A 19819-nucleotide genomic window follows, 5' to 3' on the forward strand; every position below is an offset into this window, starting at 1 on the left:
CCATGTAGGATATATGCCTGCATGGCTTTTTGTCATTTAAAGCAAAATATAAAACAATTCATTTATCAAATATAAGAATTAATATTTAAAAGGAGATTAAGATTATGAAGAATAATAAAATACAACCAAGTATATTACCAGGATTTATGGAACTATTGCCCAAGGAGCAACAAATATTTAAAGACATGGTAAGAAAAATAACTAAAGTATATGAAGAAAATGGATTTTTGGAAATTGATACTCCAGTCATCGAAAAGTCTGAAGTATTATTAGCTAAAAGTGCAGGAGAGACAGAAAAACAAGTTTATAGATTCAACAAGGGAAGTAACGATTTATCTTTGAGATTTGATTTAACAGTGCCTTTTGCAAGATATTCAGCACAGTATTTTAATGAATTAACCTTTCCATTTAAAAGGTATCAAATTGGAAAGGTATATAGAGGTGAAAGAAATCAGAGAGGAAGATACAGGGAATTCTATCAGTGTGACATTGATATTATAGGTAATAACAAGCTTAGTATTAATAATGATGCATTTGTAATAAGTATGGTTTCTAAAGGATTTAAGGCTATCGGTTTAAAAAAATATAAATTTCAAATAAGCAATAGAAAGATATTATCAGCTGTTTTAAATGATTTAGAGATTGTTAATGCAACTGAAGTTCTAATATTAATTGATAAATACGATAAAATAGGAGATGAGGAGTTTAAGAAATCATTAAATGAATTAATTGGAATAGAAAAAGCAGATATTATTAATAAAATCATAAATTTAGATGGAAGTAATGAAAATATATTAGATCAACTAAAGAATTTAAATTTCAATTCAGAGGAGTTTAAAAAGGGTTTAGAAGAACTTGAAGCAGTTAAAAAAATGCTGAAGATTTTTGGTGTAGAAGATAATGAATATGTAATTAACTTAAAAATAATAAGAGGGCTAGATTATTATACAGGGACAGTATTTGAAACATTTTTAATGGAAAATGAAAAATATGGCTCTATATGTTCAGGTGGAAGATATGATAACTTAGCACAAAATTACACAGATAAAGTATTACCTGGAGTAGGTATATCCATCGGACTTACAAGATTATTTTTTGTATTAAAAGAAATAGAATTTCTTAATAGCTACAAGGTAGAAAAATCAATGGAATATTTAATAATACCAATTGGTGATACGCTTGAATATTGCACTGAGATATATATAAAATTAATTGATAAAGAAAAATATGTAGAAATATATCTTGAAGATGATAAATTAAAGAAAAAACTTAACTATGCAAATAAATTGGGGATACAGAAAGTGATATTAGTTGGTGAAGATGAAGAGCTAAGTAAACAAGTTAAAATTAAAGATATGATTAACGGTGAAGAAAAAGTGATTAGTATCGAAGAAATTTAAAATTTAGGATTATTATTTCTTTATAGAAATTAATTTAAGTATAGCGAAATTTAGGATTCTGTATTTAAGAAAACAAATTAAATTTTTCATAGTGTTTCCATATAAAAACACTATACTTTAAATGAAATGTAGTGTATACTACAGTAGATTTATGAATGTTTAAAGTGCTAGTTATAAGTATTATATTAAGAGTTATCTTACAATCTTTTTTTATAGTTTAACCATTCATAAATTATAAATACAAAAAAATATGCAATTAATGAAATAAAAGGTTGCTATTTAAAATAAAAGCTGTTATAATAAATTTTGTAAGAAAAAGAAAAAGGTTTTTTATAGATAGTATGGATTTCTCCTTTTAGAGAATTATATGAATCGATATTAATCTTTAATTTTAGAAGGAGGAATTGAATATGCAAGATAAAACTTTAGTATGTAAAGATTGTGGAAATGAATTTGTTTTCACAACTGGAGAACAAGAATTCTACAAAGAAAAAGGATTTGACAACGAACCAGTAAGATGTCCTGATTGTAGAAGAGCTAGAAAACAACAAAATAATAGAAGATAGTTTTGATTATTTTAGGAGTTATAAGATTTTCTTATAACTCTTTTTTAATTCTTTAGGGAATTATAATCAAATCTGTAGATAACTTTTGGAGGCTGCAGAAACATATAGTCTGCTAAGCGGATTTTGTTCTATAGTCTGAAAATATTAAAATATATAAAAAAACAGGTGAGAAAAATGACAAGATAATTGCTACATTTTAGATTTTATAGTAAATAAATTTTTGCTATAGAGGTTTTTATAATGTGAGGGTTCTTAAGTGGTTAATCCCTAAAAGCTGCTTTCCAAGAATTTGGTTAATACCAAAGCAATAATAGCGAAAAAAATCAACATAGAAATATCTTATGTTGATTTTTTTTATTCATGGTGGTACAATATCATTAAATTTGAAATTTGAGGTGAAATGATGATTAAATTTTCTTGCTAATTTTTAAAGTGCAATATAATAGAGGAGTGAACGAGTGGACTCTGTTTATTTTGTTGTACATATGCAAGAAAGTTATTCTATTTTCTCTTAATATATATTTTTATGTTGCGCTATACTAATTAGCTGAACTACGTATATTTATGAGCTGTAAGAATAATAATTTCTTGCGGCTCTTATTTTTTATAGATTATGATTATAAGGAGGTGAAAAGTATCATGGAAAATAAAGATACAAATCTAACACATGACAATCTTCATATAAAGCCGGATACTTCAAGCGACGTTTATATTTATATGAAGTAGAAGCAGTCGCCAAATTTTCCGACTTTGTTATTTTGATTAATAATAAACTAATTACAAAGGAGGACAAATGAATGTCTTTAATAAATGTTACAAACCTTACCTTCTCTTATGATGGGAATTACGATACTATTTTTGAAAATGTTAGTTTCCAGATTGATACTGATTGGAAATTGGGATTTACCGGAAGGAATGGACGAGGAAAGACTACTTTTTTGAATCTTTTACTTGGAAAATACGAATATACTGGAAATATTTCGACCAACGTAAATTTTGAATACTTTCCGTATGAGGTAGAAGAAGAAGAAAATTTTACAATAGATGTTATAAAGGAAATTAGTCCAAATTCAATGGATTGGGAAATAATGAAAGAATTATCCATGTTAGATATAGATGATGATATTCTATATAGACAATTTTATACTTTATCAAAAGGAGAGCAGACCAAGGCATTGTTAGCTGCTATGTTTTTGAAGGAAAATTCGTTTTTACTTATTGATGAACCCACAAATCATTTGGATGCTGAAGCTAGAAAAAAACTTAGTAATTATTTAAGAAAAAAGAAAGGATTTATTTTAATTTCACATGATAGGGCCTTTTTAGATAATTGTATAGACCATGTTCTTTCAATAAATAAGACCAATATAGAAATACAGAAAGGTGATTTCTCAAGTTGGTGGGAAAATAAAAAGAGACAGGATGGATATGAGTTGGCAGAAAATGAAAAGCTTAGGAGAGATATTAATCGTTTATCGGAATCTGCTAAGCGAACTAGTAGTTGGTCAAATGAAGTGGAAAAATCGAAAAAAGGAACAACTAACTCTGGCTCTAAGCTTGATAAAGGCTATGTTGGACATAAGGCTGCTAAAATGATGAAACGTTCTAAGTCAATTGAAAGTAGACGAGAATCTTCAATTGAAGAAAAATCTAAGCTTTTAAAAAACATTGAAAGCTCAGACAGCTTGAAAATATCTCAACTTTCTTATCATAAAAATAAGCTTGTGGAATTAGAAAAAGTTTCAATCTTTTATGGAGACACAATGGTTTGCAAAGATATTAGCTTTAGTATTGAACAAGGTGAAAGAATATCACTTAAAGGTAAAAATGGAAGTGGAAAATCAAGCATTATCAAGCTTATTTGTGATGAGAATATAAAATATACAGGTACTTTTAGAAAAGGCAGCGGACTAAAAATATCATACGTGTCACAGGATACTTCTTATCTTAAGGGAAACTTGACTAACTATGCACTTGAAAACATCATTGATGAAAGCCTTTTTAAAGCAATTTTGAGAAAACTCGATTTTTCAAGAGAGCAATTTGAGAAGGATATATCATCCTTTAGTGGTGGGCAAAAGAAAAAAGTACTGATTGCAAAAAGTCTTTGTGAAAAAGCTCACTTGTATATTTGGGATGAACCCCTTAATTTCATTGATGTTATTTCTCGTATGCAGATAGAAGAGTTGTTGCTTGAATATTCACCAACACTACTTTTTGTAGAACATGACAGTGAGTTTTGCAAAAATGTTGCAACAAAGATTGTGGAGCTTTAGTTAAATCAATTTAAACTTATTAAAGTGGGGAGCAAGGGCTCTCCACTTTTTGGTTATCTATTGTTTAAGTATTTTTATTTACATATTTCTTCATAGCCTCAAAACTCTCATTGCTTATAACATGTTCAATTCTGCATGCATCTTCAACAGCAACTTTCTCATCTACACCAATAGATTTTAACCAGTTAGAAAGAAAAGTGTGCTTTTCATAGACCATATTTGCTATTTCTTTACCTGCGTCAGTGAGAACTATATTTCCATCATCTGTTATAGCTATATATTCTTTTTCGCGAAGATTTTTCATAGCAACGCTTACGCTTGATTTTTTAAAATTAAGCTCGGTAGCAACATCAATAGAACGGACTGCATTTGATTTGTGGCTTAAAATTAAAATTGTTTCTAAATAGTTCTCAACTGATTCGTTTATAGTCATGTAAAGACCCTCTTTCTATAAAATCTATATAGTTAAAAATTAAATTTTTAATGAAGTAAGTATATCATACTGCATAGTTAACATCAAACTTATAAGAGGGAAGAACATATAAAAGAAGCTGATAATTTTATGAGGAAATTAATTAATTAACTGGACAATCTTAATAGAATATATTAAACTAATATCAGTTAGTTTAAACTAACTGATATTGTCTTATTATCCAACAATGTAATTGTTTTGAATTATTGTGGTAGCTTTATGTAAGTATGTTATTGCAAAATAAGGGCATTATATAAATATAATATCGGGTTAGTTGAGACTAACTACAAATAGAATATTAATTAGTAATAGATGAGATGAAGTCTGAAATTTTTAATAGTAGATAAAACATAATAGTTGAAGGAAATTATATTTGTGAATTACCGAAAGTAAATTCACTTAAAAATATTATTCTATAGTTAAATAAGAGAGGTGGAGATAGAAATGAGTATTGTTATAATTGGCGGACATGATCGAATGGTCTGTGAATATAAAAAAATATGTAAGAATTATAATTGTAAAGCAAAGGTCTTTACTCAAATGCAAGGTAATTTGAAAAAGCAAATTGGAAAGCCTGATCTACTTGTATTGTTCACAAATACCGTATCACATAAAATGATACAATGTGTGTTATCTAATACTGCAAATGAAGCTGAATTAATACGATGTCATCAGAGCAGTGGGACAGCGTTAAAAAAAATACTAGAATACAAGTGTTCTAATATTAATAATTAAAGTTTTAAATTTATTTAAAGTAATATTGAGATATTGTATAGCTATTTTTTAGTAGCTGTACAATATCTTTTTTATAAAATTCAATTACGTTTTGGAGTAAATGTGCTGTTTAGGAGAAAGCATTAACGGAAAAGAATAAATTTAGCTTTGTATGATTTGATTTTGCAACAACTATTAGGCCATTGTAGGACATAGTTAAATAGGGTATATTCTGAAGAATAAATATGGTAATATTCTAAAAAATATATATTCTTAAGAATATTAGAATGTATATTCTGAACCATAGGGCAAATTGATAATTTACTTGAGTATTGGAAGGGAATCCAGATGCAACAGGTGAGATTCCCTTTCTTTTCTACGTCCTAGGAGTCTATATTGAAGTTAAATCAGAGGATATTGTGGCGAATATAAATTATGAAAAAGGATGATTCAGAAGGTCACATCTTAAAAAATATATTTGAATATGAATTAAAAAAATCAGATGAAATATGTTAAGCTTTTTGCTATACTTAAAAATAGAAAAAATTATCTAGGTTTCTTGAAAATGTATTTGGTTTTTATTAGCAAGTTTGAGAGGATGTTTTATCATGGGAGAATTATTAAAGCTACCTAACATCGGCAAAGAAGTTGAAAGGCAATTAAATGAAGTAGGGATATTTACTTATGATGAATTAAAAGATATTGGAGCAGAGCAGGTATGGCTGATGATACAAGAAATTGATGATTCTGCGTGCATCCATAGATTGCTTGCACTGGAAGGTGCAATTCATGGTGTTAGGAAAACAGAGTTATCACAGAAACGTAAAGAAGATCTAAAAGATTTTTATAATTGGAATAAAAGAAAATAATGATTTATAAAAGGAGAATAAAAATGGTTTTATTAGTTGTTGATACACAAAAATTAATAACAAACGATAAATTATATAACTTTAGTACATTTGTATCTAATGTAGAAAAAATAATTAGTGCAGCAAGGAAAAAAGATATTGAAATAATATATATACGTCATGATGATGGTCCTGGGAGCGAATTGACAAAAGGAACTGATGGTTTTGAAATATATGAAAGATTTCAGCCAATTAGTGACGAAAAAATATTTGACAAAAAAGTAAATAGTGCTTTTAAAGGGACAGGCCTACTAGAGTATTTAATAGATAAAGATGAAAAAGATATAGTAATTGTAGGAATTCAAACAGATCTCTGCGTTGATGCTACTATAAAATGTGGATTTGAGCATGGCTTCAATATGATAGTCCCTGCTTATGCAAATACAACTGTTGATAATAAATTCATGTCAGCGGAGCAAACATATGAATACTACAATGAATTTATATGGAATGGAAGATATGCGGAATGTATTTCAATTGATGAAACTATTAGAAAAATGAGTTAAATAGTTTATACAGCAGTATATTCCATGTCTTAGTGAAATTCTAAGGGATTAGCGGAAAAAATGCAAAGCTGTTATCTATATACTAGATAATAAGTAGTAAAAGGACTGCAGAAGCAGTCTTTTATAAAAAATAAAGTATGAAACCAATTACTTAATTTCACGTTAAACAATTATACGCGTTAATGCTTTTAGGATTATTTAGTATAAAAGAATTTTCTACCTTTCGCAAGAGAATCTTAAAAAATATTTTTAAATTCAATCTATAAATTAATTTGATGGGGAGATATAAGTGAGGATACCAATTTACCAAATTGATGCATTTACAAATGAATTATTTAGAGGAAATCCAGCAGCAGTATGTCCATTAGAACAATGGATTGATGATAATATAATGCAGGAAATAGCTAGGGAGAATAATTTATCAGAGACTGCTTTCTTTGTTAAGAAAGCAGACTTATATGAATTAAGGTGGTTTACACCAGAGTTTGAAATAGACTTATGTGGTCATGCTACCTTAGCTGCTGCTTATGTTATATTTCAATACTTAGAAAAGGATTTAAATGATATAAGTTTTAATACAAAAAGTGGAGTATTAAAGGTCGTTAAGAAAAATACGCTACTCAGTATGTTATTTCCGTCAAGGGAAGGTGAAAAGTGCAATATTACAAAAGAATTTGTTGAGGCATTAGGCAAGAAACCTCTGGAGTTATATAAAGCACGAGACTATATGGCAGTTTTTGAAAAAGAAGAAGATATTCGTAACCTTAATCCAGATGTGGAAAAGTTAAGAAAAATAAATGCATTTGGAATAATAGCTACAGCAAAAGGAAATGATGTGGATTTTGTATCAAGATACTTTATTCCAGATTCTGCAATAGGTGAAGATCCAGTAACTGGTTCAGCACATTGTACATTAACACCATACTGGAGGAAAATTCTTAATAAAGATAAATTTGTAGCACGCCAATTATCTAGTAGAAGTGGAACCTTATATTGTAGAGCTTTAGATGATCAAGTAGAAATATCTGGTGAGGCAGTTTTCTATTTGAAAGGATATATTAATATCTAGGAATTAAATGATTCTTGATATAAATTTCCTTTATGAAAAGTATAAAATATTAAATTTAAAATAGGGTATCTCTATGTAATGAGAAGAACATAGAGATAAATATATGATTATATATAATAGATTGAATAGGCAGTAGTTTGGATTAAACAATATTTATATAAGGAGAAATTAGAAAATGAAATCCACTAATATATATGTTGTCCATGGTTATACATCTTCTAGTGAATCTGAGTGGTTTCCGTGGTTGAAAGAACAATTTAAAGATATCTCTATTAAGGTTAATATTCCTGATATGCCTGATTCGGGAGATCCACATCTTGAACCTTGGCTTAAGCATCTTCATAAATGTATTATTGATATTGATGAAAATACTATATTAATTGGCCACAGTCTTGGATGTATTACAGTACTGCGCTATATTCTAGAGAAAAACATAAAAATAAAAGGCGCAATATTTGTCTCCGGTTTCATAAATAAAAATCCTATGAATGAACAAACAGAAGGTATTCAAGAATTTGTAGATAGTCCGCTTGATGTTGCTAAAATAAAAAGATTAATTCCAACAATAATAGCTATTACTGCAACAGATGATGATATTGTTCCTACAGATGCAACACAAAAATTAGCAGAAGAGTTGGATGCAAATCTTATTATTCTTCCATCAGGAAAGCATTTTATCGCTCGTGATGGATATACTGATTTTCCTGTTTTATTAAATGAGATTAAGAAATTAATTGGCGTATAGACTATGCGTTATTTAGGGTGAATGTAATAGATAAAACATCTATATTTAATAATTAAGTATATGGCGTTTACAAAATATGCAATGACTAAGAAGGAATAAGTATTGAAGTTATAGGCATTATTGAATTAAATTGATTGAAAATGTAGAAAAATAAGAATTTAATGAATATAAATAATTACATTAAATGGAGGAGGGATGTGATTGAAGTTAAAAGTTTTAGTAGATAACAATACGTATATTGACCAGTACTATTGTGGAGAACCGGCTGTTTCATATTATATTGAAGATGAAAATACAAAACTATTATTAGATGTAGGGTACTCTGATCTATTTATCAAAAATTCATATAAGTTTGGTTTAGATTTAAAAAATATAGATGTTATTGTAATTTCACATGGACATGATGATCATACAAAAGGACTACAATATTGTTTTGAACAAAATAGTATAAGCAATATTAATATAGTTGCTCATCCAGATGCATTTAAAGAAAAGGTAATTGGGAATTTAAAGATATGTTCTCCAATTTTAGAAAAGGAACTAAAAGAAAAATGTAAATTAATTCTTTCGAGCCAGTCTAAGAAAGTTAGTAAAAATATAATTTTTTTAGGTGAAATACCTCAGATAAATAATTTTGAAAATAGGAAGCCTATTGGTAAGAAAATTAATGCAGAAACAGTGACAGATGATTATGTACTGGATGATACAGCACTTGTATATAAAAGTGACAAGGGAATCTATATTATTACAGGGTGTTCCCATAGTGGCATATGCAATATAGTGGAATATGCAAAACAAGTATGTAATGATACTAGAGTATTGGGAATAATAGGGGGATTCCATTTGTTTGAAGTAAATGAACAAGTAAGTAAAACTATAGAATATTTAAAAGAAAACAATATAAAGGAATTGTATCCCTGCCATTGTACTTCATTTATTGTTAAGGCAGAAATACATAAATCCATACCTATTAGAGAAGTAGGTGTAGGACTTGAAATAAATTGGTAAGTTAGAATATGATATTTTATAAAAAACTATATTAGGGATTATTCCTAGTATAGTTTTTTATACAGAAATTTATCGTTGCTGATATTTGTGAAATAATTTAGCTATCGTATATAACTCACTACATTTAATTTTCTCTTAGGAGCAATTATTTCTTTGTTTAATGACTTGTATCCCAAAGCTACACCATAATAAGCTTCATATCCTTCTGGAATACCGAGTTTTTTTGCTTCATCTTCTAATCTTAAGAAAAATGTTATGAGGCCAATCCAAAAAGAACCAATGTTTAAGCTTTCTGCTGCTAAAAGCATATTTTGTATTGCTGCGGAGCAATAAACTTTTGGAGAAAGTATGAAACCCATTTTAAGTGCAATGTGTGAATGGGGAAAAGATTATAAAAAATTAATAAATGAAGACAATAGTGTTAGCGTAGTAAACTAAATTCATATAATAGTTAGTGGAAAATACTTTTAAGTTTATATGCAAAATACAATCGCTTTAATGATGTAAGTTTTGATTATAATAGTATAAATGGGAGGGGAAATTAAATGGCAGAATATATAATAGCTGTAAATGAGTCTGATAACGAAATAGGTTCAATTGAAAAAATGGAGGCTCACCGTAAAGGAACATTACATAGAGCTTTTTCTATATTAGTATTTAATTCTAAAAATCAATTATTATTACAGAAAAGAAATGTAAAAAAATATCATTCGCCTGGTCTTTGGACAAATACATGTTGTAGTCATCCAAAATACGGTGAAAGTTTAAATGATGCGATTCATAGAAGACTTAGGGAAGAAATGGGATTTACATGTGAACTTGAAGAAGTATTTAGTTTTATTTACAAAGTAAAACTTGAAAATGATCTTTTTGAAAATGAATATGATCATGTATTTATTGGGAAATATGATGGAGAAGTAATTGTAAATAAAGATGAAGTTGATGATTTTAAGTGGGGTGATATTAATGAGATTAAGAAGGATATTGTAGAGAAGCCGGAATTATATACTTATTGGTTTAAATATTTGGTTAATAAGGCAGAAGATAAAATATTTAAATAGTTAAGAGCTTATAGGTAAAGAGGACATCTCAAAGTGATTAAAAATCATCTTGGATGTCCTTTTTTTTCATATTAAAGAAATATTATATAAATACAGTTTATAGATTAAAGGTTAAGCTAGTATCAAACTTTAAATGTTAATTTTAAAGAGGATTTTTAAGTAATAGATTCTATTTTTTAACACATACTAAAATAGTATTACTATGAATTACAAAATTTATATAAAAATATAAGGAAATCATATGTGAATTATTATTAGGAGGAAATGAGAATGGACTATTCTATAGTTAATATAACTTTGAGAAGTATTGCTGTTTATGCACTAGCATTAATATTAGCGAGGGTCATGGGAAGGAAAATTATTTCTCACATGACACTTTTTGATTTCATTGTAGGCATGTCAATGGGATCATTAGTTGCAAATGCTATGATAGGGTCAGAAAGTACATTTTTATCATCAATTATAGCGCTAATAATTATATCAACATTAAGTATTGGAAGTGCACATCTGGATATTAAGAGTTTTAAAATAAGAAAGTTGGCTAATTCAGAACCAGTAACTGTAGTTGAAAATGGAAATATTGTTGAGGAAAATATGAAGAATATGAAATTAACAGTCAATGAATTAATGATGAAGATGAGAGAAAAGAATGCATTCAGTTTGGCAGATGTAGAATTTGCAATAATGGAAACTGATGGAGAGTTATCTGTGCTCCCAAAAGCTGATAAAAAACCTCTTACTCCATCTCAGATGAACATTAAAAGTACAAGTGAAGGACTTATGAAAGATGTAATAATTGATGGAGAAATAATAGAAGAAAATTTGAAAAGTGTGGGAGTGGATAAGAATTGGATTCATAAGGAGTTAAAAAAGCAAAATATTGAAAATATTAGCGATGTATTTTATGCAGGAATATATGCTAATAAAAAGCTTCATGTATCAAGGAGAAATAGAAATAAGAATGAAAATTATGGGTAATGTGAAATTGAATAATTTCAGGAATATAATAAGCTAAGATTTTTATATTTAAAAATCTTAGCTTATTATGATTTTAGTTCAAATAAGATGTTACTATTAATAGTATTTAATAATCAGTTTTTTTAAAGAGTAATGCCTAATTACTTTGAACTTCTAAGCAGAACATAGTATGGATTGAAAATGAATTTTATTAATTAATAGACTTTTGTATTTCGCAGCATTCAGTCATATTTATTAATCTATCATTTATTTTAGTAACTTTGTCCTCATTTGTAAGTACAATCAGATAATCTCCAGGTAAAATAGTAGTATCTCCTTTAGGGATGATTTCATTTTCGCCTCGTTTAACTGCAACTAGCAAGCAATTAGAGGGCCAGTTTACTTCTTTAATCTGTTTACTGTCTAAATTTGATCCCATACATACTGGAAATTCTAATATAGATTTAACTTTTTTGTTACCTATAGAAATATGTTCACCTAGATTTTGTAGAAATTTTTCAAGCAATGCTTCATAAACAGGCTTTGATGCCAAGATATCAGCAACTATATATGCAGATATAGAGACAAGAGCTAAAGAAAGCAAATGATTGAAAGAACCTGTCATCTCAGTAATTAGTATAATTCCAGTTAAGGGGGATTTTACTACAGCTGTGAAATATCCTGCCATCGCAAGAATTATAAACTGAGTGATATAAATATCATCAATATGTGCAAAATGTACTAGTATAATTCCATATATATTACCTATCAGGGCTCCGATAGTAAGCAGTGGAAGAAAGATTCCGCCAGGGGCTCCAGAGCCGAAACTTACCATTGTAAACAAAAACTTTACTATAAGAATAATTACTAAAGCTATCAAAGATGGATTTTCAATAATAAGTGAACTTATAAGTTCATGCCCGCCGCCTAAAACCTGTGGCAATAAAAGCCCTAGGAAAACTGAAATTAACAAAGGTATTATTATTCGTAGCTCTTTTTTTAGCCATTTTTGTTTTGTATATAGGTTTTGAGTTTTCAAGAGTAGCTTATTGAAAAGAACACCTAGAAGGCCTAAAACAATGCCTAGTAGAACTATATAAAAATAAAATTTAAGAGGTATTGAATCTAATCTTTTAAAGTTAAAAACAGGCTTTAATCCAAAGAATTCACTAGCTATAAAATCAGCTGATAGGGCGGAAGATAAAGCCGAAAGTAAAACTAAAGGAGAAAAGTTTTTATGAACTTCTTCTAATGCAAACATTGTTCCTGCTAAAGGGGCATTAAACGCGGCAGCTAATCCAGCGCTAGCACCACTTGTAATGAGATATTTTTCTTCAAGCTTTATTCTTTTAAATATTTTACTAAAGCCTTGTCCAACCGCGGCTCCTAGTTGAACGGATGGACCTTCTCTTCCTAGTGAGAGTCCGGAACCTATGGAAAGAACTCCACCTAAAAATTTTCCAAGTATAACTTTCCACCATGTCATTTCAAGTTCTCTAAGCAAAACTCCTTCTACCTGAGGTATGCCGCTTCCGCTGATCATTGGCTCATATTTAACCATCAATCCAACGATATAGCCTATAACTATTAGTGCTAAAATCCATGGAAGTGCAAGTATATAATTTGAAGATATACTTTTATAAATATAATTTAAAAGAATTCCTGCTTTTTCAAGTGCATAACGGTATAGTACAATCAATAGGCCAGCAGTAATACCTATCCCAATACCTTCAATAACAAGTCTTAATCTAAAACTATGCCAATGAAATAAAGTTTTATAGGTATTTGTTTTATGTTTTAATTCCATTATTATGCCTCCAATATTGTCGTGTTTCAAAAGTATATTGTATTAAAGTATTTAATACTACAACGTATATTATGTTAGCATATATATATTAATATGTTAATAGGAAAACCTTATTTATGGATTTTGTTATATATATTGGATATATATTGATACTAGTCTAATTAAGATTAGCTTATATTAAGTTTTGAAAAAAGAATAATTTAAGATGATCTAATTATATAGATAAACAACTTAAGAATTTGATTTGTACTTTGCAATAAATACAATACGAGAAAGTAGAGAAACATTTTTATGCAGCAGGCATTGAAAATGAGCTGTTAAAAGATCTTAATTGTAGGTTGTTACACTAATGCTTGTCACAATGAAATTGGGAGCAAGCATTAGTGGTGCAACCTGCAATTTAGCATTTTCAGCGAAATTTTCATAGTCCTGCGAAATAACAATGTTTCTGCTTTCGGTGGATTATTGCATAAGTCTAAGTTATAAATATCAATATAATTCTTTAATAGGGAAAAATATTTAATACAAGCTATCAGTACTATTTTTACTAGTATTTTTATAGATTATAATTTGTCATAATGGTTAATATATTAATGCCAAACAAAATTTATATTAATTAAGGGAGGTTGATGTATATGTCATCAAATAATAGTGGAAGAAATAGAACATTAGTACCAGAAGCAAAGGCAGGATTAAACAGACTAAAAGCTGAAGTTGCTTCAGAAGTTGGATTAAGCGATTATGAAAACATTGATAAAGGGAACCTTTCTTCAAGACAAAATGGATATGTTGGTGGATATATGGTAAAACATATGATTGAAGATTACGAACAAGGTCTTAAGTAATAAATATAATACTAAGAGTCTAAAGATGACTCTTTAGAAATTTAATAAGATTACAAAAGGCTAGTAGAACTGATTATATAATTAATATAATTGTTCTACTAGCTTTTTTATTGTTAGATATTATTAATTTGCATTAACATAACGTTAGTTACTATAGTATTCTAGTCGGAGTTCTCTTAAATATTATGAATAGATATAAATAGCGGCATTTAGTTTACAGACTAATGTGGCAAATAATGCGTGCACGAACAAAGAGTACGCACCATCCATAAATTTACTTAAAATATTTATGTAATATTAGTATTGCCTGTATATGGCTTATAAGATTCTGGAATCGTAATTACTCCATTATCTAATTTGTAAGATGTATTTGCAACAGGATTTTCATTGTTAATTAAATTCATTCCAACATTATAAAAGGCCTCAGCTACCATTTTCGTATTTTGAATAAGGGTACCAGTCATTAATCCTTTGTCTATTAAATTTTTCGCTTCTTCTAGACCATCAATTCCAACAATAGCTATATTTTTGTTCTTATTACCTTTGTTATACCCATATTTTTGTAGCGCTTCGATGGCACCTAGTGCCATTGCATCATTATTGGCAATTATTGCTTCAATTTTACCATCATATTTGAGAAATAGATTATTAATTGAAGTTTTAGCTAATTCCCTAAACCAATTGGCATTTACTAGAGCAAGCTGCTCTGTTTGTATTCCAGCTCCATTTATTGTTGAAATAACATCATTTGTTCTTTCAATAGAGTATGGGTTATTAGCTTCACCTTTCAGTAAAATGTATTGCAAAATATTATCGTTATTTTTGTCTAAAAATCTCTTATCAGTATTCCATTTATCCACAAGAATTTTGCCTTGTAAGATACCCTCATGGCTTGAAGTTGAATATAGAAAGACAGCTTTACTGTAAAGTTTGGAAACATTTGATACAACTTCGGGAGCAACTTCCATAAAAATTATTGGAACATTTTTTATATTAAGCATAATGTTTTTTATTGTTTCTTCTTTCGTATCAGCTAGCTTTAATATAAATAAATCAATATTACTCTTACGAAGAGAATCTATTGTTTCATTTTGTATAGCTACATTATTTTTCCCATCATAAAAAGTAAAATGAACTTTATCTTTGTTTTGATTTTCAATATCTTCTAAACTCTTTTTAATTTCTAACATATATGGATCATCAAAACTATATAATAAAACTGCAACATTAGCTGCTTTTCTATTATTAATGCTTATACTTGAAATAGCAAATGTATTAACTTGAGATATATTTATTAGTACGAATATAATTAACACAATTTGAATGAATACTATTATTTTTCGAAATATAGTCATTAAATAATCCTCCAATTCACATAACTGTTTTGAATCATAATACCCAGTACTAGGTTTGGTATAAATATAAAATTTATTCTAAGATTATAGAATAAGAGGCATCATAAAAATTAGATAATATCTCATTGGATAAACATGATATAATTAGATATAAATGGAAATGGTGATTGGAAATATATTGTGTAGTGGGGGTATAAAATGCTAGATAATTATTATCAAAGTTACAGTGCTGAAGCATGGGATATTCTGCAACATCTTTTTAAAGTTAAAAAAATCAATGATCATACTCTTCATTTCATAGCAAAGTTTTCAGGAAAGCTTGACTTAGAACGGTTGAAGAAGGCTGTTGATATTTCTATTAACATCTTTCCTTTGATTAGGTGTAGATATAATGAATCCCAAGGAAGGCCATATTGGGAAATGAGAAGTTATACTGCAAATGATATAGTTGAATTTATAGAAATACAAAATAGAGATAAATGCATTACCAGTATATTTATCAAGAAATAGATGCGCTTAATGGTCCACAATTGAATATAAAATTAATTCGGGGTAAGGAAAATGATACATTGTGTATATTAATGAATCATATGCTATGCGATGCTGCTGGGTTTAAAGAATATTTATATATGTTTAGCGATATTTATTTAAATATAGAAAATAATCAATGTTATCAAATTATGTCTGAAAGAAATCGAAAAATCAGACAAATACTTAAGAATTTTTCAGTTACAGATAAATTAAGAATCATGCTTAGTAAATTTAATATATTCACATATGATAATGTGAAATTTCAATTAGATGGTGGATCTTAGTAATCCATTTATTGAAATTCGTACTATTAATAAAGAAAGATTTTGCATGATTAAAACTTACGCTAAAGAGCATGAGGCTACAGTGAATGATATTATGCTTACTGCATATATACGAGTTCTCTTTCAATTGTTTGGGAAATGCGTGACTATACCTTGTACTGTAGCTTTGAGAAAATATCTGCCCAATCATAAGGGAGAAAGTTTCTGCAATTTATGTACAAATCTTACCTGTAATATAGGAGAGGAAACCGGTAAAACATTCGAAGAAACACTTTATAAAGTAAAACAAGTAATGAATAAACAAAAATCTGATATAGCTTGCGTTAAAAGTATAGTTATGCTAGAAAAAGTCTTTGATATTTTTCCTTATAAGATCGCAAGGGGCATAGTTGAGAAAAAATTTGTGAATCCACCTATTGCGTTCACAAATATAGGAGTAATTGATAAGAAAAAGTTTGCTTTCGGTAATATTGAAATTATTGAGGCTTATATGACAGGCTCAATCAAATATAATCCATATTTTCAGTTAGCGGTATCAACATTTGATAATGTGGCGACACTTAGCGTTAATTTATATGGAAACCAATCAGATAAAAATAAGGTGAATATCTTTTTAGATAGGTTTATTAATGAGTTACAAGTCATTGTATACTAGTTTTTATCAGAGTTCATATTGCTTTGCTCATTAGCAGCGAGTATTAAACAGTATTAAATTAAAAAATATTATAAGTAATATATGATGGATAATTAAAATTAGGCGGAAATTTATAAGAATTTTATGGAGGATATATTAATGTTAATTAAATTTTTTGGAAAAGATAGCATATTGGATTCTAAACCATTTATTGATGATGAAGTTCAGTTTAATTTACTACACTTAATAAGAGAAAGTGAATCTCCATATTTGTTTACAAATAAGAATAGAAGTATAATAATTGGACAGTCAGCTCTTAAATATCCAGCTTGGGTATGGACAGAAAATAATATTACAAATGATGATGTTGAAGAATTGAAAAATGATTTTGCTGAATTATATAGAGATGTGAATATGCTGACTTTTGTAGCTAAACCAGATATCGCAATTTTGTTAGCTGAGCATTATTCTAAAGTTAAGCATAAAAATTATTCTATTTCTTTGCAAATGGAGTCATTTCAATGCCCATTTGTAATTGAAGGAAAGCAGAGTAAAGGTTACCTTGGACAAGCTACCATAAATGATATTACTGTTATTTCAGAATTTTTATCTGGATTTGTCTATGATTGTTTTGGAAAAAAAACTACGCCAGAAGAACAATTAGAAACTGCAAAAATATATATTGAAAGTAAAAACTTATATATTTGGGGTATAGATGACAAAATAATTTCCATGGCAAATATCGCGCATCGTTCACAGCGAAATGTTAGAATTAATGGAGTGTATACTTTACCAGATATGAGAGGTAAGGGATTTGGAGCAAAAGTTGTATCTGAACTATGTAAGATCATTCTTAATGAACATAAAACTCCTGTTCTTTATGCAGATTTGAGAAATTCTTCTTCTAACAAGGCATATAAAAATGTTGGATTTACTGAATGTGGCAAGGTTATTCAAATATTATTCACTTTGGGAAGTTAGCTTTCATATATTATTTGACTCCATAAATGAGATGTTGATAGTAAATAGGTCTTTAGAAATTACATTAACAGCACTAATCATAATAGTTTTTTTTATTATAAGTATTTATAGAGAAAAGCGAATACACTTAATTAAGAATTAGATACTAAACTATAGCACGTATTTGAGATTAGTGAAATGAAAATGCCATGAATTAGTAAAAGTAATCGAAAAATTAAGTCCCTATGCAGGGACTTATGAAAAATATAATTTTATAATATTGTAGGATACTGATAAAGATTTTACATATTAAATGTTATAGTTAAAACTTTATAATTATTTAACATATTCAAAATAGGGAAGCTCAATTGCAATTCCAGTTTCATCAAATTTATAATTTGTACCGTTGAGAGGAGGAGTGCCAGAAACTAAATTCATTCCTATAGAATAAATCGCGTTTGCATGTTCGCGTGGATCTTGCCTAACAGTACCTGTCATAAATCCTTGTGCAATTAAATCCTGGGCTTCTGGTAAGGCGTCAACTCCAACAACTGGAATATACTTAGATGAATCTCCTTTATTATATCCATATTTCTGAAGTCCTTTAACAGCGCCTATTGCCATGGAATCACTATTAGCAATTATTGCTTCAATTTTATTACTGTAGTTTAAAAACAGCGATTCCACAGAAGTTCTCGCACATTCTTCTAAAAAATCGCAGGTAACCGATGAAATTTCCTGAGTTTTTATTCCGGATTCATTTATTGCTTGAATTGAATACTTGTTTCTTATAGCTGTTATATTACTATCAGATGGACCTTTTATAAGAATATATTGCATTATATTATCTTTATTTTTATCTAATACTTCTTTATTTGCATTCCAAGCATTAGCAAGGATTTTTCCTTCTAGTATTCCAGATTGAACAAGATCTGTATTAATAATAATAGATCTGTTGCGGTAAGGTCTAAGTAGGTTTACTATCGATGGAATTTTTTCGTATAAAATAATTAATGGAATATTCTTTTGTTGTATTTTATTAAAAGTACCTTCAATATCGCTTATGTTTTTACTAACAGGACGTATTACAAAAAGGTTAAAATCTTCATTAAGTGCGTTTTCAATGCTATCATTTTGAATACCCTGATTTTCTTTTGCATCAAAAAAAGTAAATTGAACTTTGTCTCCATTCTCAATTTGAATATCTTCTAAGTTTTTCTTAATCTCATAAAGAAATAAATCTTCAAAATTATTTATAAATACAGCTACTTTAAGTTTTGGTGGAGTAGTGGAGTTTTGTAAAGCATATGTATTATGTGGAATTATATTTGATAACAATAGAATGATTATAATAATTAACTTCATCTTTTTTAATACATTCATTTTAAGCCTCCATATGTTTAGTTTAACTATACACTCATAGGCTTTCTATATTTATAAAATTTATTCGTTTTCATACATACCGCATGAAATTTATAAATAAGTTTGTAGTTAAACTTTAACAAGATTAAAGTGATTTATTAAAAATAATAAGGTTTAAATTGAATCTTTTACTTTTTTATTATGAATATTACATCTAATTCAACGATACCGGTTAATAGCGAAAATGAGATTTTTTGATACAAGTGTAAAAATTTCAAATGATCATGGAAAAAGCCTAGTTAATATGAATTTTTAGTGAAAGAGAATTGAGGGAAAGGTTGAGTTAAGAAGATTTGTTA

Annotated in this window: 20 protein-coding genes and 1 pseudogene; 16 read left to right on the forward strand and 5 right to left on the reverse strand. The window is 28.3% G+C overall.

What is annotated here, in order from left to right; genetic code table 11:
* Positions 1–104 precede the first annotated feature (104 nt).
* The 3 genes from hisS to T483_RS0122970 all read left to right on the forward strand — a co-directional run bounded on the left by hisS (position 105) and on the right by T483_RS0122970 (position 4242).
* Positions 105–1400, forward strand: a complete 1296-nt coding sequence (gene hisS / locus T483_RS0122955) for a histidine--tRNA ligase (protein WP_026888926.1) — start codon at positions 105–107, stop codon at positions 1398–1400.
* Positions 1401–1810: 410 nt separating this feature from the next.
* Positions 1811–1966, forward strand: a complete 156-nt coding sequence (locus T483_RS0122960; protein WP_008425645.1) for a zinc-ribbon domain-containing protein — start codon at positions 1811–1813, stop codon at positions 1964–1966.
* A 797-nt stretch (positions 1967–2763) separates the two neighbouring features.
* Positions 2764–4242 carry an Lsa family ABC-F type ribosomal protection protein gene (locus T483_RS0122970; RefSeq protein WP_026888927.1) on the forward strand — a complete coding sequence of 493 codons (1479 nt, stop codon included), beginning with the start codon at positions 2764–2766 and terminating at the stop codon, positions 4240–4242.
* Between the two features lie 64 nt (positions 4243–4306).
* On the opposite strand, the gene T483_RS0122975 is transcribed toward T483_RS0122970, so the two are convergent.
* Positions 4307–4675 carry a metal-dependent transcriptional regulator gene (locus T483_RS0122975; RefSeq protein ID WP_026888928.1) on the reverse strand — a complete coding sequence of 123 codons (369 nt, stop codon included), beginning with the start codon at positions 4673–4675 and terminating at the stop codon, positions 4307–4309.
* A gap of 483 nt (positions 4676–5158) precedes the next feature.
* On the opposite strand from T483_RS0122975, the gene T483_RS0122980 reads away from it, so the two are divergent.
* The 6 genes from T483_RS0122980 (at position 5159) to T483_RS0123010 (ending at position 9664) form a co-directional block, all read left to right on the forward strand.
* The gene (locus T483_RS0122980) at positions 5159–5449 is read left to right on the forward strand and encodes a DUF2325 domain-containing protein (protein WP_026888929.1); all 291 of its coding nucleotides are present in this window, start codon (positions 5159–5161) and stop codon (positions 5447–5449) included.
* A 587-nt stretch (positions 5450–6036) separates the two neighbouring features.
* Positions 6037–6297: a TfoX/Sxy family protein gene (locus tag T483_RS0122990; protein WP_026888930.1), complete on the forward strand. Its 261-nt coding sequence runs from the start codon at positions 6037–6039 to the stop codon at positions 6295–6297.
* Between the two features lie 23 nt (positions 6298–6320).
* The gene (locus T483_RS0122995) at positions 6321–6842 is read left to right on the forward strand and encodes a cysteine hydrolase family protein (protein WP_026888931.1); all 522 of its coding nucleotides are present in this window, start codon (positions 6321–6323) and stop codon (positions 6840–6842) included.
* Between the two features lie 289 nt (positions 6843–7131).
* A complete protein-coding gene (locus T483_RS0123000; protein WP_026888932.1) occupies positions 7132–7911 on the forward strand; it encodes a PhzF family phenazine biosynthesis protein in 780 nt (259 codons plus the stop codon).
* 175 nt (positions 7912–8086) lie between these two features.
* Positions 8087–8656, forward strand: a complete 570-nt coding sequence (locus T483_RS0123005) for an RBBP9/YdeN family alpha/beta hydrolase (RefSeq protein WP_026888933.1) — start codon at positions 8087–8089, stop codon at positions 8654–8656.
* 201 nt (positions 8657–8857) lie between these two features.
* Positions 8858–9664, forward strand: a complete 807-nt coding sequence (locus tag T483_RS0123010) for an MBL fold metallo-hydrolase (RefSeq protein WP_026888934.1) — start codon at positions 8858–8860, stop codon at positions 9662–9664.
* A gap of 101 nt (positions 9665–9765) precedes the next feature.
* Here the strand turns inward: T483_RS0123010 and T483_RS29750 are convergent.
* Positions 9766–10008 (reverse strand): annotated as a pseudogene (locus T483_RS29750) (nitroreductase family protein); the annotation flags it as partial.
* A gap of 201 nt (positions 10009–10209) precedes the next feature.
* Between T483_RS29750 and idi the strand changes: the two are divergent.
* Both idi and T483_RS0123030 read left to right on the forward strand, forming a co-directional pair.
* Entirely contained in the window at positions 10210–10725 is a 516-nt protein-coding gene (gene idi, locus T483_RS0123025; RefSeq protein WP_026888935.1) for an isopentenyl-diphosphate Delta-isomerase, read from the forward strand.
* Positions 10726–10995: 270 nt separating this feature from the next.
* The gene (locus tag T483_RS0123030; RefSeq protein WP_026888936.1) at positions 10996–11703 is read left to right on the forward strand and encodes a YetF domain-containing protein; all 708 of its coding nucleotides are present in this window, start codon (positions 10996–10998) and stop codon (positions 11701–11703) included.
* A gap of 190 nt (positions 11704–11893) precedes the next feature.
* Here the strand turns inward: T483_RS0123030 and T483_RS0123035 are convergent, their stop codons facing one another.
* Complete coding sequence (locus T483_RS0123035) at positions 11894–13489, reverse strand: ClC family H(+)/Cl(-) exchange transporter (protein ID WP_026888937.1); 1596 nt, start codon at positions 13487–13489, stop codon at positions 11894–11896.
* A 635-nt stretch (positions 13490–14124) separates the two neighbouring features.
* Here T483_RS0123035 and T483_RS0123040 point away from each other — a divergent pair.
* Positions 14125–14334, forward strand: a complete 210-nt coding sequence (locus tag T483_RS0123040; RefSeq protein ID WP_026888938.1) for an alpha/beta-type small acid-soluble spore protein — start codon at positions 14125–14127, stop codon at positions 14332–14334.
* A 287-nt stretch (positions 14335–14621) separates the two neighbouring features.
* Here the strand turns inward: T483_RS0123040 and T483_RS0123045 are convergent, their stop codons facing one another.
* Positions 14622–15689 carry a galactose ABC transporter substrate-binding protein gene (locus T483_RS0123045; protein ID WP_026888939.1) on the reverse strand — a complete coding sequence of 356 codons (1068 nt, stop codon included), beginning with the start codon at positions 15687–15689 and terminating at the stop codon, positions 14622–14624.
* A 198-nt stretch (positions 15690–15887) separates the two neighbouring features.
* On the opposite strand from T483_RS0123045, the gene T483_RS32270 reads away from it, so the two are divergent.
* The 4 genes from T483_RS32270 to T483_RS0123055 all read left to right on the forward strand — a co-directional run bounded on the left by T483_RS32270 (position 15888) and on the right by T483_RS0123055 (position 18119).
* Positions 15888–16199: a hypothetical protein gene (locus T483_RS32270; protein WP_242841912.1), complete on the forward strand. Its 312-nt coding sequence runs from the start codon at positions 15888–15890 to the stop codon at positions 16197–16199.
* Positions 16200–16219: 20 nt separating this feature from the next.
* Positions 16220–16504: a hypothetical protein gene (locus T483_RS32275; protein WP_242841913.1), complete on the forward strand. Its 285-nt coding sequence runs from the start codon at positions 16220–16222 to the stop codon at positions 16502–16504.
* A 46-nt stretch (positions 16505–16550) separates the two neighbouring features.
* The gene (locus tag T483_RS32280) at positions 16551–17159 is read left to right on the forward strand and encodes a hypothetical protein (protein WP_242841914.1); all 609 of its coding nucleotides are present in this window, start codon (positions 16551–16553) and stop codon (positions 17157–17159) included.
* 138 nt (positions 17160–17297) lie between these two features.
* Positions 17298–18119: a GNAT family N-acetyltransferase gene (locus tag T483_RS0123055; protein WP_026888940.1), complete on the forward strand. Its 822-nt coding sequence runs from the start codon at positions 17298–17300 to the stop codon at positions 18117–18119.
* A 315-nt stretch (positions 18120–18434) separates the two neighbouring features.
* Here the strand turns inward: T483_RS0123055 and T483_RS0123060 are convergent, their stop codons facing one another.
* Positions 18435–19481, reverse strand: coding sequence for a galactose ABC transporter substrate-binding protein (locus T483_RS0123060; protein WP_026888941.1), 1047 nt, complete (start codon positions 19479–19481; stop codon positions 18435–18437).
* Positions 19482–19819: the final 338 nt, after the last annotated feature.

The organism is Clostridium beijerinckii HUN142 (genome assembly GCF_000621745.1).
GTDB classification, from domain to species: Bacteria; Bacillota; Clostridia; order Clostridiales; family Clostridiaceae; genus Clostridium; species Clostridium beijerinckii_A.